The sequence below is a fragment of the Ensifer sp. EB106-03-01-XG145 genome (assembly GCF_058792075.1).
The window spans coordinates 273,164-285,541 of record NZ_JBYTEC010000005.1 but is presented as its reverse complement, the minus strand read 5'-3'; the positions used below and the strand labels follow the sequence as shown (position 1 = coordinate 285,541).

15 protein-coding genes are annotated in these 12,378 nt (G+C 62.7%); 8 read left to right on the top strand and 7 right to left on the bottom strand.

Annotation, left to right across the window (positions count from 1 at the left end):
* Positions 1–14 precede the first annotated feature (14 nt).
* Positions 15–422 carry a GFA family protein gene (locus AC3WWH_RS15695; RefSeq protein ID WP_063891571.1) on the top strand — a complete coding sequence of 136 codons (408 nt, stop codon included), beginning with the start codon at positions 15–17 and terminating at the stop codon, positions 420–422.
* A gap of 252 nt (positions 423–674) precedes the next feature.
* On the opposite strand, the gene trhO is transcribed toward AC3WWH_RS15695, so the two are convergent.
* The 3 genes from trhO to AC3WWH_RS15680 form a co-directional block, all read right to left on the bottom strand.
* Positions 675–1,631 carry an oxygen-dependent tRNA uridine(34) hydroxylase TrhO gene (trhO, locus tag AC3WWH_RS15690; RefSeq protein ID WP_058325276.1) on the bottom strand — a complete coding sequence of 319 codons (957 nt, stop codon included), beginning with the start codon at positions 1,629–1,631 and terminating at the stop codon, positions 675–677.
* Between the two features lie 97 nt (positions 1,632–1,728).
* Complete coding sequence (locus AC3WWH_RS15685) at positions 1,729–2,637, bottom strand: CHAD domain-containing protein (protein WP_058325275.1); 909 nt, start codon at positions 2,635–2,637, stop codon at positions 1,729–1,731.
* Positions 2,634–3,107: a CYTH domain-containing protein gene (locus tag AC3WWH_RS15680; protein ID WP_058325274.1), complete on the bottom strand. Its 474-nt coding sequence runs from the start codon at positions 3,105–3,107 to the stop codon at positions 2,634–2,636. Before AC3WWH_RS15680 ends, AC3WWH_RS15685 begins: the two co-directional genes overlap by 4 nt.
* A 202-nt stretch (positions 3,108–3,309) precedes the next feature.
* Between AC3WWH_RS15680 and AC3WWH_RS15675 the strand changes: the two genes are divergently transcribed.
* The 4 genes from AC3WWH_RS15675 to AC3WWH_RS15660 all read left to right on the top strand — a co-directional run bounded on the left by AC3WWH_RS15675 (position 3,310) and on the right by AC3WWH_RS15660 (position 5,917).
* Positions 3,310–3,948 carry a 2-dehydro-3-deoxy-phosphogluconate aldolase gene (locus AC3WWH_RS15675; protein ID WP_058325273.1) on the top strand — a complete coding sequence of 213 codons (639 nt, stop codon included), beginning with the start codon at positions 3,310–3,312 and terminating at the stop codon, positions 3,946–3,948.
* Between the two features lie 211 nt (positions 3,949–4,159).
* Positions 4,160–4,873: a tellurite resistance TerB family protein gene (locus AC3WWH_RS15670; protein ID WP_058325272.1), complete on the top strand. Its 714-nt coding sequence runs from the start codon at positions 4,160–4,162 to the stop codon at positions 4,871–4,873.
* 100 nt (positions 4,874–4,973) lie between these two features.
* Complete coding sequence (locus AC3WWH_RS15665) at positions 4,974–5,669, top strand: GNAT family N-acetyltransferase (RefSeq protein ID WP_058325271.1); 696 nt, start codon at positions 4,974–4,976, stop codon at positions 5,667–5,669.
* Positions 5,670–5,710: 41 nt separating this feature from the next.
* On the top strand, positions 5,711–5,917 hold the full coding sequence (locus tag AC3WWH_RS15660) for a hypothetical protein (protein ID WP_034786975.1): 207 nt from the start codon (positions 5,711–5,713) through the stop codon (positions 5,915–5,917).
* Positions 5,918–5,952: 35 nt separating this feature from the next.
* Here the strand turns inward: AC3WWH_RS15660 and AC3WWH_RS15655 are convergent, their stop codons facing one another.
* The 4 genes from AC3WWH_RS15655 to AC3WWH_RS15640 form a co-directional block, all read right to left on the bottom strand.
* On the bottom strand, positions 5,953–6,291 hold the full coding sequence (locus tag AC3WWH_RS15655; RefSeq protein ID WP_058325270.1) for a hypothetical protein: 339 nt from the start codon (positions 6,289–6,291) through the stop codon (positions 5,953–5,955).
* Positions 6,292–6,316: 25 nt separating this feature from the next.
* On the bottom strand, positions 6,317–7,363 hold the full coding sequence (locus AC3WWH_RS15650) for a nickel/cobalt transporter (RefSeq protein ID WP_113399369.1): 1,047 nt from the start codon (positions 7,361–7,363) through the stop codon (positions 6,317–6,319).
* A complete protein-coding gene (locus AC3WWH_RS15645; protein ID WP_058325269.1) occupies positions 7,357–8,001 on the bottom strand; it encodes a DUF1007 family protein in 645 nt (214 codons plus the stop codon). Before AC3WWH_RS15645 ends, AC3WWH_RS15650 begins: the two co-directional genes overlap by 7 nt.
* Before the next feature lie 126 nt (positions 8,002–8,127).
* Entirely contained in the window at positions 8,128–9,021 is an 894-nt protein-coding gene (locus AC3WWH_RS15640) for a LysR family transcriptional regulator (protein ID WP_058325268.1), read from the bottom strand.
* Between the two features lie 694 nt (positions 9,022–9,715).
* Between AC3WWH_RS15640 and odc2 the strand changes: the two genes are divergently transcribed.
* From odc2 to AC3WWH_RS15625, 3 genes are all read left to right on the top strand, one after another.
* On the top strand, positions 9,716–10,855 hold the full coding sequence (gene odc2, locus AC3WWH_RS15635) for an ornithine/lysine decarboxylase (protein ID WP_234793116.1): 1,140 nt from the start codon (positions 9,716–9,718) through the stop codon (positions 10,853–10,855).
* Between the two features lie 88 nt (positions 10,856–10,943).
* Positions 10,944–11,534, top strand: coding sequence for a GNAT family N-acetyltransferase (locus tag AC3WWH_RS15630; RefSeq protein WP_058325267.1), 591 nt, complete (start codon positions 10,944–10,946; stop codon positions 11,532–11,534).
* Between the two features lie 196 nt (positions 11,535–11,730).
* Positions 11,731–12,357: a LysE family translocator gene (locus tag AC3WWH_RS15625; RefSeq protein WP_058325266.1), complete on the top strand. Its 627-nt coding sequence runs from the start codon at positions 11,731–11,733 to the stop codon at positions 12,355–12,357.
* Positions 12,358–12,378 lie beyond the last annotated feature (21 nt).

The window sequence follows — 12,378 nt, the reverse complement described above, 5'->3', positions numbered from 1 at the left end:
GAGGAGGAGACGACATGAGTGTGATGAAAGGCGGCTGTCTCTGCGGCGCAATCCGCTACGAGGCGAAGGGGCAACCCCTCTATTCCGGCTTCTGCCATTGCCGCGATTGCCAGCGCACCACCGGAACCGGCCATTGCTGCTACATGATCTTCGATCGCGCGAACGTGGTAATGTCAGGCACCTGCCGCGGCTACGAAACACGCGCCGAAAACGGCAATGTGTCGGTCCGCTATTTCTGCGAAACCTGCGGCAGCCAGGTCTTCGGCTCCGGACCGCCTGACGATTGGCGCTGGTCGATCTATGCCGGTACGCTCGACGATCCCTCAGTGTTCCAGCCGACCGATGCGATATTCACCCGCAGCCGGCATGAATGGGACCGCAGCGCGTTGGCGCTGGATGAATGCGAGGCGCTGCCGGGGTAGCTGCAGCAGCAGGGTTGCCCCTCACCCTAGCCCTCTCCCCGCAGGCGGGGCGAGGGGACGTGCCCGACAGCGGCCGTCGTGCTGGAACCTTCGCTGCCGGTCGGGACCTGCTTGAAAGCGGCGGCCCAAATGCCGGAGCCTGATCTGTGATGAGACGGCGCCAGATCTCCCTTCGCCCGCTTGCGGGGAGAAGGTGCCGGCAGGCGGATGAGGGGCCTCCCTCACCGCGCGGATGAGGGGCGAAACCGCCGTTCAGCTACCGAGGTGGCGTTCGCCGCGCTTCTTCGCAAGCTCGATCTGCTTCTGGCGCTGGCGGTAGCGTTCGCGGTCCTCGTCTGTGCGGACCTCGTGGCAATGAATGCAGGAAACGCCGTCCTCGTGGTGCGGCGAGAGGAGATCGGCCTTGGTCAGCGGCTGGCGGCAGGCATGGCAGAGCGTGTGCTCGCCTTCTTCCAGACCATGGGTAACGGAGACGCGATCGTCGAAGACGAAGCAGGCGCCCTCCCAGAGGCTCTCTTCCTGCGGCACTTCCTCGAGATACTTCAGGATGCCGCCCTTGAGGTGGTAGACCTCGTCGAAGCCCTGTTCCTTCATGAAGGCGGTCGCCTTCTCGCAGCGGATGCCGCCGGTGCAGTACATGGCGATCTTCGGCTTGTTGTGCAGGCCGGTGTGGTTGCGCACCCAGTCCGGGAACTCGCGGAAGGTCTTGGTCTGCGGATCGACCGCGCCCTTGAAGATGCCGATCGCCGTCTCGTAGTCGTTTCGCGTGTCGATGACGATCGTCTCGGGATCGGAGATCAGCGCGTTCCAGTCTTTCGCATCGACGTAGGTACCAACGATCTTGTTGGGGTCGATGTTCTCGACACCCATGGTGACGATTTCCTTTTTCAGCCGCACCTTCATGCGCAGAAACGGCATCGAGGACGCGCGGCTTTCCTTGTGCTCCAATGCGACAAGCTCCGGCTGCGCGCGCAGGAAGGCAAGCACCGTGGCGATGCCGGCATCCGTGCCGGCGATCGTGCCGTTGATGCCCTCATGGGCGATGAGCAATGTGCCCTTGACGCCGTTCTCGTCGCAGACGGCCTGCAGCGGTTCGCGGAATTCGGCGAAGCGCGGGAAGCTTGCGAAATGATAGAGCGCGGCGACCAGAAACTGGCCGTGGGTCTCACCATGGGTCTCAGGGCGCGGGGTGGTGGAAATGTCGGTCATGGCCGGTGCAAATACAGCTTTCGCGCCGCGAGCGCAATCGCGGCAGGCGAGAGGGGCACTCTGTCGCGCCTTGGGCGGATACGCCGGGGTGGCTGTGCTAGCGCGCGGCGTCGAGCCAGAGCAGACGGATCGTCCGGCTCTCTTCGGCGGGCTGCTCCTGGAAGACCGTAGCTGCCAGTGTCAACGCGTCGTCTCGCAAGGTTTCCTGCCGGGCAATGACGGCGGCGATGAGATGGGCCTGGTCCTGGCTGTTGCCGGCCAGCGCCGGATCTTCGTTGATCAACTGGATCATGACGGAGAGATCGTTGAGGTGGCCGAGCGTGTCGACCAGCATCTTGGCCTCGCTGCGCTTGGCCTGGATAGCAGACGGCCAGGTGTCGCGCATAAGTCCCAGATGCATGCGGTAGTCCTGCGCCCGCTTGCGCAACTCGTGGAAGGCGCCGGCTTCGGTGCTCGAGCCGCAGGCTTCCTTGGCGCGGGCGGCGCGCTTGAGCGTCTGCTGCCAGCCTTTCGTCAGTCGGGCGGCGGTTCTGCGGCGACGATCGTCAAAAGAGACATGGGCCAGTGCCTGCAGGGCGTGTTCACAAGTGACGATGGTTGCGGCAACGCGGTCCTCGATGTCGGTCTCGCAGGCAGCGATGCGGTCGCGGCGTTTCTCCAGCCGCTTGCAAATGTGGGTGAGAGCCTTCTCCTGTTCGATGCTGGCAGCCGATGACCTCAGGTATTGAGCGTTTTCCACCAGCGCTGCCGCATCGCGGACGGTTGAGAGATTGCGGGCCATGTCGCGAATGCGCGTGTTTTCGTGCTTCTGGAATTGCGGCGCGTCGGCGGCGACGAGCCGATAGAGCGAACGCAGACGCTTGAAGTTCTTGCGGGCCTCATGGATGGCCTCGTGGAGGCCATCAGGGCGGTCTTCGAGGGTCATGACCGCCTGCGTGAGTTGTTCGGCGGCAATGGCGCGGAAATCGTTGGTGAACGGCCGTCCGGGCCGGAAGGCGTAGGTCATGATTGGGGTTCCATCAGCCCCTCTGTGGCAAGTGCCTGATTGGAGTAGCGGCGGTCGCCGGTGACTTCGCGGCCGATCCAATTGGGCAGCGCCGGCAAGTCGGTCTCGCGCTTCATCTCCACTTCGGCGACGACCAGGCCCTTGAGCGCGCCTTCGTAGACATCCACTTCCCAGACGAAGCCCCTGTACGGCACGCGATATCGTCGTTTCTCGATGACGATGCCGACCGCCTGCGTCAGCATCTCGCGGGCGTCGTCCATAGGTACATCGTATTCATATTCGTTTCTGACCAGCGCCGACTTGCCGATCTTGATGGTGAGGCGCGCCCACTTGTTGCCGTGGATGCGCACGCGCAGCGAGCGGTCGTCCATGGTGACGACATAGGCTTGCCTGAGGTCGATGCCCTTGTCCGCATGCTCTCGCCACCCGTCGGACGCGACCAGAAACTTGCGTTCTATTTCCTTCGCCATGGATAATCCGCCATTTCGATAGGCTCGCCGTCATCAAACTATCGCTTTCGTGCGAAGGCTCAAGTCATCTCTTTGTTGTAGGTAATATTTTATCTTCAGCTTACATGAGAATGCCGCACACTTGCGCCCTTGGGTCTCGACAACCGGTGGCCGGCGGAGTATGCGGAGGGCATATTCAATCGTTTTAAAAAGGACGATCGGCATGAGCGCGAAAACCGACAGGCTTCTTTCCATCCTCAAATTGCAGCCGGTCGTTCCGGTCCTCGTGATCGACGACGTCGCGACCGCCGTGCCGCTGGCGCGCGCTCTGGTTGCCGGCGGGTTGAGGGCGATCGAGATCACGCTGCGCACGCCGGCAGCGCTCGAAGCGATCAGCGCGGTTGCCAACGAAGTGGAAGGCGCGGTTGCCGGCGCCGGCACGATCCTCAATGCCGCGCAATTCGAAGCGGCTGTCGAAGCCGGCTCGAAGTTCATCGTCAGCCCCGGCACGACGCAGGAACTGATCGATGTCGCGAACGACCACGAAGTGCCGCTGCTGCCGGGTGCCGCGACGGCGAGCGAAGTCATGGGCCTGCGCGAAGAAGGCTACGACGTCATGAAGTTCTTCCCGGCGGAACAGGCCGGTGGTGCCGCCTATCTCAAGTCGCTGTCTTCGCCGCTGGCCGGCACGATGTTCTGCCCGACCGGCGGGATCTCGCTTTCCAACGCGCGCGACTATCTGACGCTGCCGAACGTCGTCTGCGTCGGCGGCTCCTGGGTCGCACCGAAGGATCTGGTCGCCAAGGGCGATTGGGACGGCATCACCAAGCTTGCGGCCGAAGCCTTCGCCCTCAAGGGCTAAACGGGAAGCACTGTTTCTACATTTGAAGGCCGGGCGTAAGCCCGGCTTTTTTCTTCGGTCACCCCGCTCCTTGTTGGTCGCACGCCTCTGGCGCGAATTTGTATTTCCCCTGCAACGTTCCTATGTCTCAATCCATTCGACGGCGCGAGCGCGGGCGGCGCTCCGTTTCGGTTGACCTCAACCGCCCGGAACCGACAAGGAGCGAAACCCGATGTTCGACGCGAAGAAATTGCTGGATCAGTTTCTGGGATCGCAGGTGCCCGGTGCCGGCGGCACGGTGCGCGATCGCGCGACCCAGGCGACGCAGCTTGCCAAGGACAATCCGCTGGCGACGGGCGCCATCGCCGCGGTCCTGCTCGGCACCAAGTCTGGTCGCCAGCTGGCCGGCAATGCCGCCGTGCTCGGCGGCCTCGCGGCCATCGCGGGTCTCGGTTACCAGGCCTACAAGAACTATCAGGCCGGCAACACGCCGGGAGGCGCAACCGTTGCCAAGGGGGAACCGGAACTCCTGCCGCCGCCGGCCGATTCCGGCTTCGCGTCTGCGCCGGAGGCCGTCAGCCACGACTTCGCGCTGACGCTGGTGCGGGCGATGATCGCAGCCTCGCGCGCTGACGGGCACATCGACGAGGCCGAGCGTCAGCACATCATGGACAAACTGTCGGTCTCCGGCCTTTCAGCCGATGCCGCCGCCTTCCTCGAAAGCGAGCTTGCCAACCCTGTCGATATCGACGCGATCGTCGGCGCGGCAAAGACGGAAGAAGAGCGCGTCGAGGTCTATACCGCATCGCGCCTGACGATCGAGCCGGAGACGCGTGCGGAGCGTGGCTATCTCGACCTGCTGGCCGGCCGCCTCGGTCTCCCGGACGCTTTGGTCGACCACATCGAGGCGACCGTATCGGCCGCCAAGGTGCCGGCTACGGCCTAGCATCCTCGCCTGATCCTCATGGGTTCATAACCAGTTTGAATTTGTATCGGTCGCCACTCTGGCCTATTGCGAAGTGCAAGGGGTAACGGAGGAGCGGCCGATGCGTGATCTCAAGAACTGGAAAGGATGCCCGGCGCCGAAGGGCGTCGCGCTCGAAGGGCGCTTCGTCAAGCTCGAGCCCTATGAGCGTGACCGGCATCTTCAGGACCTCTGGGACGGTCTCGGCGGCATGGCGATCAATCCGCTGCTCAGGTATTTCACGCAGCCGGACTTCAAGGACATTGAAGGTTTTGATGCCTGGCTAACGGCGGCGCAGGAGAAGTCCGGTTGGGTCACCGAAGTGTTTCGCGACAAGGCGACGGGTATCGTCGTCGGCATGGCCAATTACATGCGTGCCGATCCCGCCAATGGCGTCGTTGAAGTCGGCTCTGTCGCCCATGGCGCCGCCATGGCCCGCTCACCGCTCTCGACCGAAGTCCATTACCTGATGGCGAAACACGTCTTCGAGGATCTCGGCTATCGCCGCTACGAATGGAAATGCCACAGCGAGAACATGGCAAGCCGCAACACGGCGGCGCGCCTCGGCTTTACGTTCGAGGGCATCTTCCGCCAGCACATGATCTCCAAGGGCGAAAACCGCGACACGGCCTGGTTCTCGATGATCGACAGCGAATGGCCGCTGCTCAATGCCGCATTCGAAACCTGGCTCGCAGCTGATAACTTCGACGAGGATGGTCGCCAGAAGCGGCGGCTTGAAGATATACGTGCGGACTTGGAGCGGAAGGCGTCCAAGTAAGCGCCTGACGCTCGGTCGCACCAGACAACAGCAGGGAAGTCATGCAGAACAAGGAAAAGTCACCGGCGATCGCCGCTGCGATCATTCTCGTCGTTGCCGGCCTCGGCTTCTTCGTGCTGCCGTCGATCATGCTGAAGCTTGGCGACATCTCGCCCTGGCTTGCCGCCGCCTTCGGCGTGATCTTCGTGCTCGGCTTCTTCCTGCTGTTCTGGCTGAGAGCCCGCTACCAGCGCAAGCGCGGGCTGTGAGTTAGCCTCAAGAAGTCGCGAGAGCGGGAATTGCCTCAGACTTGCCCGCGCCCGGCTCGCTCAAACGCGCTTTTTTTGGTTGGCACACGTGTGAAACCGGCTTGTTCGGGCGTTGACTCCGGGCAATCTTCGAGCAAGTAGCCGAACGAATACCATGCGTCATAGTCATTCCGCGCGCCGGAGGGCCGCGTCCAGTAGTCATCGACGACCCAGAACGAGTAGCCACCGTTAACGTCGCTTGCTCCAATTCCATGTTTCTCGGAAAGCCAGAACTTGAAGGCGGCGGATTCCCCGGACCATATGTACTTAATGGCCCAGCCGTCCTTTCCGAGTTTCGCGGCTATTTCCTCGAACTCAAGCGTATCGAAATTCATCTGTGGTGCCCGTCGGGTAGGTGATTCACCCCTGCAGCGCAGCGCCCAACAAAACGAGCCCCAGGATCAGAACCAGTGCCGCCCCGGCGATCTCGATGCCGTTGGAGATGCGGGCTGCTGACGTGGTGCTCGACGCGTAGCGCAGCGCAAAGCCCTTGGCAGTGACGGCCATGGTCGCGAGGATCGAGACGGTGATCGCCGTGCCGATCGACATGGCGAAGACCGAGAGCACGCCGCCGAGATAGAGCCCGTTCAGGAGCGCGAACGACAGCACGATCAGCGCGCCGGAGCAGGGCCGCAGCCCGACGGCGATAACGGCCGACCAGGCTTCCCGGAGCGCAAAACGATCGCCCTTCAGCATCGACGGATCGGGGGCGTGCGCATGCCCGCAGCTCGCGCAGACTTCGCCAGGGCCATGGCTGTGCCCATGGTGAGCGCCGTGTTCGTGATGATGGTGATCGTGATGATCATGATCGTGCGCGAGATGGATATGCCCGCCGCCGGCGATTGAGGCCACGGCGACCGGACGCAGCATCGACCGCAGCTTGCGCAGAAGCAGCCATCCGCCGAAAGCGGCAATGAGCGCGTAGCTGGCGATTTCCAGCCACCGCGTCGCCGTGGTCATGTTGATCGACGAACCGCGCAGCAGCAGATAGACGGCGCCGATCAAAAGGATCGCGACGATCCCCTGCAAGATCGAGGAAAGGAACGACAACATTACGCCGCGCTTCAGCTCGGTCTCGTTGGCGATCATGTAGGAGGAGATCACCGCCTTGCCGTGGCCGGGGCCGGCGGCATGAAGGACACCATAGGTGAAGGAGAGCCCGACCAGCGACCAGAGCTGCCAGGGGTTTTCCCGCATGCCCTTCAACGCGTTGGTCATCAACCGGTAGAAGCCCTGCTGCTCCATGTTCACCCAGGCGAAGAAACCGCCGAGGAAGCCGGTCGTCTTGAATGCAGGCTCGGCCGTGCCGATGCCGAGCGGCGACTGGGCCGCCGCAAGCGTTGCGGAGAGCGCCGTGACGATGAGCGCTGCCGTGACCAGACGTCCGATCCTGCGGGTGTTCAGCATGTGATCTCTATCCTGGTTGCAAAGAGCTTCGACATGTCCGTGCCGGTCGGATCGCTCCAGAAGGCATCGGTCAGGGTGTCCTTGTTCTCGGCGAGAACCTCGTCGGGATCGGGGCGGACGACCTTGTGTTCGCAGGCGTTGATCTTCTCGCCGACGACGGTCAGGTCGTTGTCGGTCGCGAAATCCATCGCCGTATACATGGTCGGATCATAGACGCCGAAGGAAAGCTTGCCCTTGAGCGGCATCGGCTCGGCCGGCTTGACGGCGAACATCATCATGAGCTGCCCGTCCTTGTAGTCGACGGTGATGCTGTCCGGCTTGTTGACCTTGATGGTTTTGCCGTTGTCGAGGATCGTCGTGTAGTAATTGTACTCAGACAGCGACTCCAGCACGGTCTGGCCGACTTCCGCCAGTTCGTCCGGATCGAGCATCGCATTCGAGTTCTTGTCGAAATCGAGCACCACGCTCGACGAAAACAGCTCGTCGAAACGCCAGACGTTTCGCAGTTCGCTGACTTCGGCCTTGTCGTCGGAGACCACCTCGAGCCGCGCTTCCGCGAAGATGTGCGGATGGGCAAGGGCCAGCGACGGCGCAAGCAGGGTGGCAAGGCCGGCCATGATGAGGCGTTTGGTTCTCATGAAACGGCAATCCTTTCGGCGGGGCGATCTCCCGCGATTCGTTTCCGGGAATGTACCGGAAATGGGACGGAATTGGGACTTGGCCGATCACATGCGCCGGCGGCAGCTTCGGTGATGCAGAGGCGGTCAGCGTGGCTTGCGGAACCAGGCATGCAGGAAATCGACCAGCGTCCTGACCTTGGTCGGCAAATAGCGCCGATGCGGATAGATCGCATAGATGCCGCGGTCGCGCGGCAGGAAATCGTCAAACATCGTCACGAGTTCGCCCGCCGCGATCTTCGGCCGGGCAATGAAATCGGGAATGACCGCGACGCCCATGCCGGAGACGGCGGCCCTCAGAGCGGCAAGCGGACTGTTGACCTCGATCGGGCCGCTGACCGGAACGGTGAAGGCCGAGCCGTCGGGCTCGACGAAGCGCCAGTTGGAATAGGAGCGGCCATTGGTGTCGAGAATGCAGGGGAGCTTGGAAAGATCGGTCGGGTGTTCGATCGGGCCGGATTTCTCAAGAAACTCCGGCGCGGCGCAGATCAGCACCTGGAAATCGTCGAGCTTGCGGGCGATAAGCGTGGAATCCTCCAGTCGCGTTATGCGGATGGCAGCGTCGAAGCCTTCCTCGACGAGATCGACGAAGCGGTCGTCCGAGACGATCTCCAGCGAGAGCTCAGGATGCTGCTTGCCGAAGTCGATGAGCGACTGGCCGATCTCGGCATCGACGAAAGTGCGCGGCGCCGTGATGCGCAGCCGTCCCTTCAGGTCGGAGTTGTTGGCGCGCACGAGATCGGCAAGGTTGTCGATCTCCTTCAGGATTTCCGAGGCGGTGCGGTAGTAGGTATGGCCGGCTTCGGTCAGCGAGAATTGCCGGGTGGTGCGGTTGAGCAGCAGCGCGCCGAGCTCGTCCTCGAGTTCGCGCACATATTTCGAAAGTAGCGCCTTCGACTTGCCGACGCGCCTGGCGGCGGCCGAGAACCCCTCGGCGTCCACGACGTCGATGAAGGCGCGGATGCGGGTGAGTGTGTCCATGGCAATCTTTCTTTCGTGCTCTCAATCGCGTTGCGCCGATTCGATGCGAACGCCTCTTTTCGCGCCGAGGATGCCGACGGCAGATTGTCCGTCGCTTGCGCCTGATGCACCGGTTTCGGCGGATACCGGCGCATGCTGAAAATAATGACCCTTTTCAATAATTTACAGCATTGATCGATCCGGCGCAGATCGTTCAATGTTTGTGAACACCGCCAGTTTTGCCTGCTTGGAAAAAAATTCAACTGCCAGTGCGAAAAAACTCTTGATTGCGACAGGCTTTTTTCTTACCTACGCCCTTGCCCAAAGTCGCACGTGCCTGTGGGTGTCCGCCGACCCTCGATTAGGTGAGGGTATCGGTAAGGTACCTGGAACTAACCCCTCCAGTCGCTATTCCGGCCAACCGGGAAATGCGAGGACATCTTGAAGCAACGACGGTGCGGGCCTTTCTGGTGTCTGCCGGCTTTCCAACAGCCGGGGTTACTGAAGAGGCACACCTTCATTGCCGGAAGTGCGGTTGGGTTATCCCCTCCAATCCATGGCAGACAAAGCCGAATTGAAGCCTAGGCGGGCTTTGATTCACCGTTCGCGCATCGAGCGCATGCATGGTTCCGGGGTCTCCACCGGCTGGTTCCAGCGCATGTGCGCGTATGCCCTTTGTCCTCCGCGAAAGCGGAGCATTTTGGATCAGGGGAATATGGCCATGACCACGGCACGCATCATCGACTTCATCAACACCCGACGACCCGAAGGCCCATGCCTCGTTGTCGACCTCGACGTCGTGCGCGACAACTTCAAGGCCTTCCGCCACGCGCTGCCCGACAGCTCGATCTATTACGCCGTCAAGGCCAATCCGGCGCCGGAAATCCTGCGCCTTCTCGCCGGTCTCGGCTCCTCGTTCGATTGCGCGTCCGTCGCTGAAATCGAAATGGCGCTCGATGCCGGTGCGACCCCGAGCCGCATTTCTTATGGCAACACCATCAAGAAGGAGCGCGACATTGCCCGCGCCCATGCGCTTGGGGTCAATTTGTTCGCGGTCGACAGCCACGAGGAAGTCGAGAAGATCGCCCGTGCCGCTCCCGGCGCCCGCGTGTTCTGCCGCGTTCTGACCAATGGCGAAGGCGCCGAATGGCCGCTGTCACGCAAGTTCGGCTGCGTCCCGCAGATGGCTGTCGACGTGCTCGTCTATGCCCATCAGCATGGACTCGTCTCCTACGGCGTCTCGTTCCATGTCGGTTCGCAGATGACGAAGCTCGACGCCTGGGATGCGGCTCTCTCGGATGCCAAGCGCGTCTTCGTGCAGCTTGCCAAGCGCGGCATCGAGCTGAAGATGGTCAACATGGGTGGGGGCTTCCCAACGAAGTACCTGAAGGACGTCCCGACGGCGGAAGCCTACGGCCAGGCGATCTTCGGTGCCCTGAAGAAGCACTTCGGCAACAACATCCCGGAGACCATCATCGAGCCCGGTCGCGGCATGGTCGGCAACGCCGGCGTGATCAAGGCGGAAGTCGTTCTGGTGTCGAAGAAGTCGGACAACGACGCCCATCGCTGGGTGTTCCTCGACATCGGCAAGTTCGGCGGTCTCGCCGAAACCATGGACGAGGCGATCCGCTACCCGATCCGCACGGCGCGCGATGCCGACGAAATGGAGCCTTGCGTACTCGCCGGCCCGACCTGCGATTCGGCTGACGTGCTCTACGAGAAGAACATGTATCCGCTGCCGATCACGCTTTCGATCGGCGACGAGGTTCTGATCGAAGGCACCGGCGCCTACACGACGACCTACTCGGCCGTCGCCTTCAACGGCTTCGAGCCGCTGAAGGCCTACGTAATCTGATCCGGATTGCTCCCGTCTTGGGGCGGGAGCGCCATTTCACAATTTTTGTTCGGTCCGCCTGAAGCGGTTTTGATGACGGGAGGCCCCGATGGCCGCTGTTGTTGACGCCCTGCGCGCATTCTTTGCGCCCACTACATTTGTAATCGATGCCGAAAATCCGGGCGACGTCGTCGCGCGCGAGAACCTGCTCGACCGTGCCATGGGGCCGGAGCGGCGCCGCAAGTCGTCGGAAAAGCTGCGCAGCGGTCGGTTGCCGGCCGAGGGCCTCGCCTTCGTCGCGCGTGATATCGACGGTCATGTGATTGGTACCGTTCGCCTGTGGAACGTCGAAGCCGGTGTCAACCGCGAGGGCCATGCCCTGCCGGCATTGCTGCTCGGTCCGCTCGCGGTCGATCCTGATCATGAGGGCAAGGGCATCGGCGGCATGCTGATGCGGGCGGCGATCGAAGAGGCCAAGAACCGCGGCCATGGCGCGATCCTGCTCGTGGGCGACGCCGCCTATTACGAGCGCTTCGGCTTCTTCGCGGGCCGCACGCAGCACCTCGTCATGCCCGGCCCGTTTGAGCGCAACCGGTTCCTGGCGCTCGAGCTTCGGGACAACTGGCTTGAGGGCGCTGCCGGCCTGATCGTCGCCAGCGGCCGTAAGCTGACGATGCCGCCGGTCCGCCGCGCGGCTTGATACCCCTTTCCGCCTCCAACCCTGCGGAGGCGGATTTTTCGCTGCTCCCTCGCTGGTCCGATGCGACCGGTGAGGGAGCAGACGCCCCATGGGCCGCGCGCTCTCCCGATGATTTCCTGATCTTCCTTGACAACGCGGCGTCGCTGACCTGTCCTTGCGGACAAGGCCTCGTTGCAAGTGCATGGAAATCTCCCGCATGGATCCGTTCATTCTCGGGGCAGCGACCCTGCTGCCCTTTCTGCTGACATCCTTCATCATCGAACTGACGCCCGGGCCGAACATGGCCTACCTCGCCATGGTTGCGGCTGCGGAGGGGCGTCGGCCCGGCATGGCGACCGTTGCCGGCGTCGCGCTCGGCCTGGCACTCGTGGGCTTCGCCGCCTCCTTCGGGGTTGCCGAGTTCGTCGGTCAGTCGGACACGCTCTACGGCGCACTTCGCTGGGCTGGGGTCGGCTTCCTGCTCTATCTTGCCTTCGACGCCTGGAACGCCGACGGCGAGGAGGCCGGTCCGAGCGGCAAACCCGCATCCTTCTATTTTCGACGTGGCCTGATCACCAATCTGCTCAATCCGAAAGCGGCCCTGTTCTTCGTCACCGTCCTGCCGACCTTCGTTGACGACGCGCGGCCGCTGTTGCCACAGAACCTGACGCTTGCTGCGATCTATGTGGGCGTCGCGACTGCGGTGCATGCCGCGATCGTGTTTCTGGCAGGCGCATTGGAGCCGGTCCTCAACTCGCCGTCACGCGAACGCCTGGTGCGACGCGTGCTCGCACTGATGCTCGCGGCCGTGGCGATCTGGTTCGGGTGGTCGACGCGACGCTAGGGGTGCCCGGGCAAAGGACCG

Bases quoted from the DNA above. Each gene is read 5' to 3' on its own strand.
- AC3WWH_RS15695 (WP_063891571.1), top strand. From the start codon at position 15: ATGAGTGTGATGAAAGGCGGCTGTCTCTGCGGCGCAATCCGCTACGAG.
- trhO (WP_058325276.1), bottom strand. From the start codon at position 1,631: ATGACCGACATTTCCACCACCCCGCGCCCTGAGACCCATGGTGAGACC.
- AC3WWH_RS15685 (WP_058325275.1), bottom strand. From the start codon at position 2,637: ATGACCTACGCCTTCCGGCCCGGACGGCCGTTCACCAACGATTTCCGC.
- AC3WWH_RS15680 (WP_058325274.1), bottom strand. From the start codon at position 3,107: ATGGCGAAGGAAATAGAACGCAAGTTTCTGGTCGCGTCCGACGGGTGG.
- AC3WWH_RS15675 (WP_058325273.1), top strand. From the start codon at position 3,310: ATGAGCGCGAAAACCGACAGGCTTCTTTCCATCCTCAAATTGCAGCCG.
- AC3WWH_RS15670 (WP_058325272.1), top strand. From the start codon at position 4,160: ATGTTCGACGCGAAGAAATTGCTGGATCAGTTTCTGGGATCGCAGGTG.
- AC3WWH_RS15665 (WP_058325271.1), top strand. From the start codon at position 4,974: ATGCGTGATCTCAAGAACTGGAAAGGATGCCCGGCGCCGAAGGGCGTC.
- AC3WWH_RS15660 (WP_034786975.1), top strand. From the start codon at position 5,711: ATGCAGAACAAGGAAAAGTCACCGGCGATCGCCGCTGCGATCATTCTC.
- AC3WWH_RS15655 (WP_058325270.1), bottom strand. From the start codon at position 6,291: ATGAATTTCGATACGCTTGAGTTCGAGGAAATAGCCGCGAAACTCGGA.
- AC3WWH_RS15650 (WP_113399369.1), bottom strand. From the start codon at position 7,363: ATGCTGAACACCCGCAGGATCGGACGTCTGGTCACGGCAGCGCTCATC.
- AC3WWH_RS15645 (WP_058325269.1), bottom strand. From the start codon at position 8,001: ATGAGAACCAAACGCCTCATCATGGCCGGCCTTGCCACCCTGCTTGCG.
- AC3WWH_RS15640 (WP_058325268.1), bottom strand. From the start codon at position 9,021: ATGGACACACTCACCCGCATCCGCGCCTTCATCGACGTCGTGGACGCC.
- odc2 (WP_234793116.1), top strand. From the start codon at position 9,716: ATGGCCATGACCACGGCACGCATCATCGACTTCATCAACACCCGACGA.
- AC3WWH_RS15630 (WP_058325267.1), top strand. From the start codon at position 10,944: ATGGCCGCTGTTGTTGACGCCCTGCGCGCATTCTTTGCGCCCACTACA.
- AC3WWH_RS15625 (WP_058325266.1), top strand. From the start codon at position 11,731: ATGGATCCGTTCATTCTCGGGGCAGCGACCCTGCTGCCCTTTCTGCTG.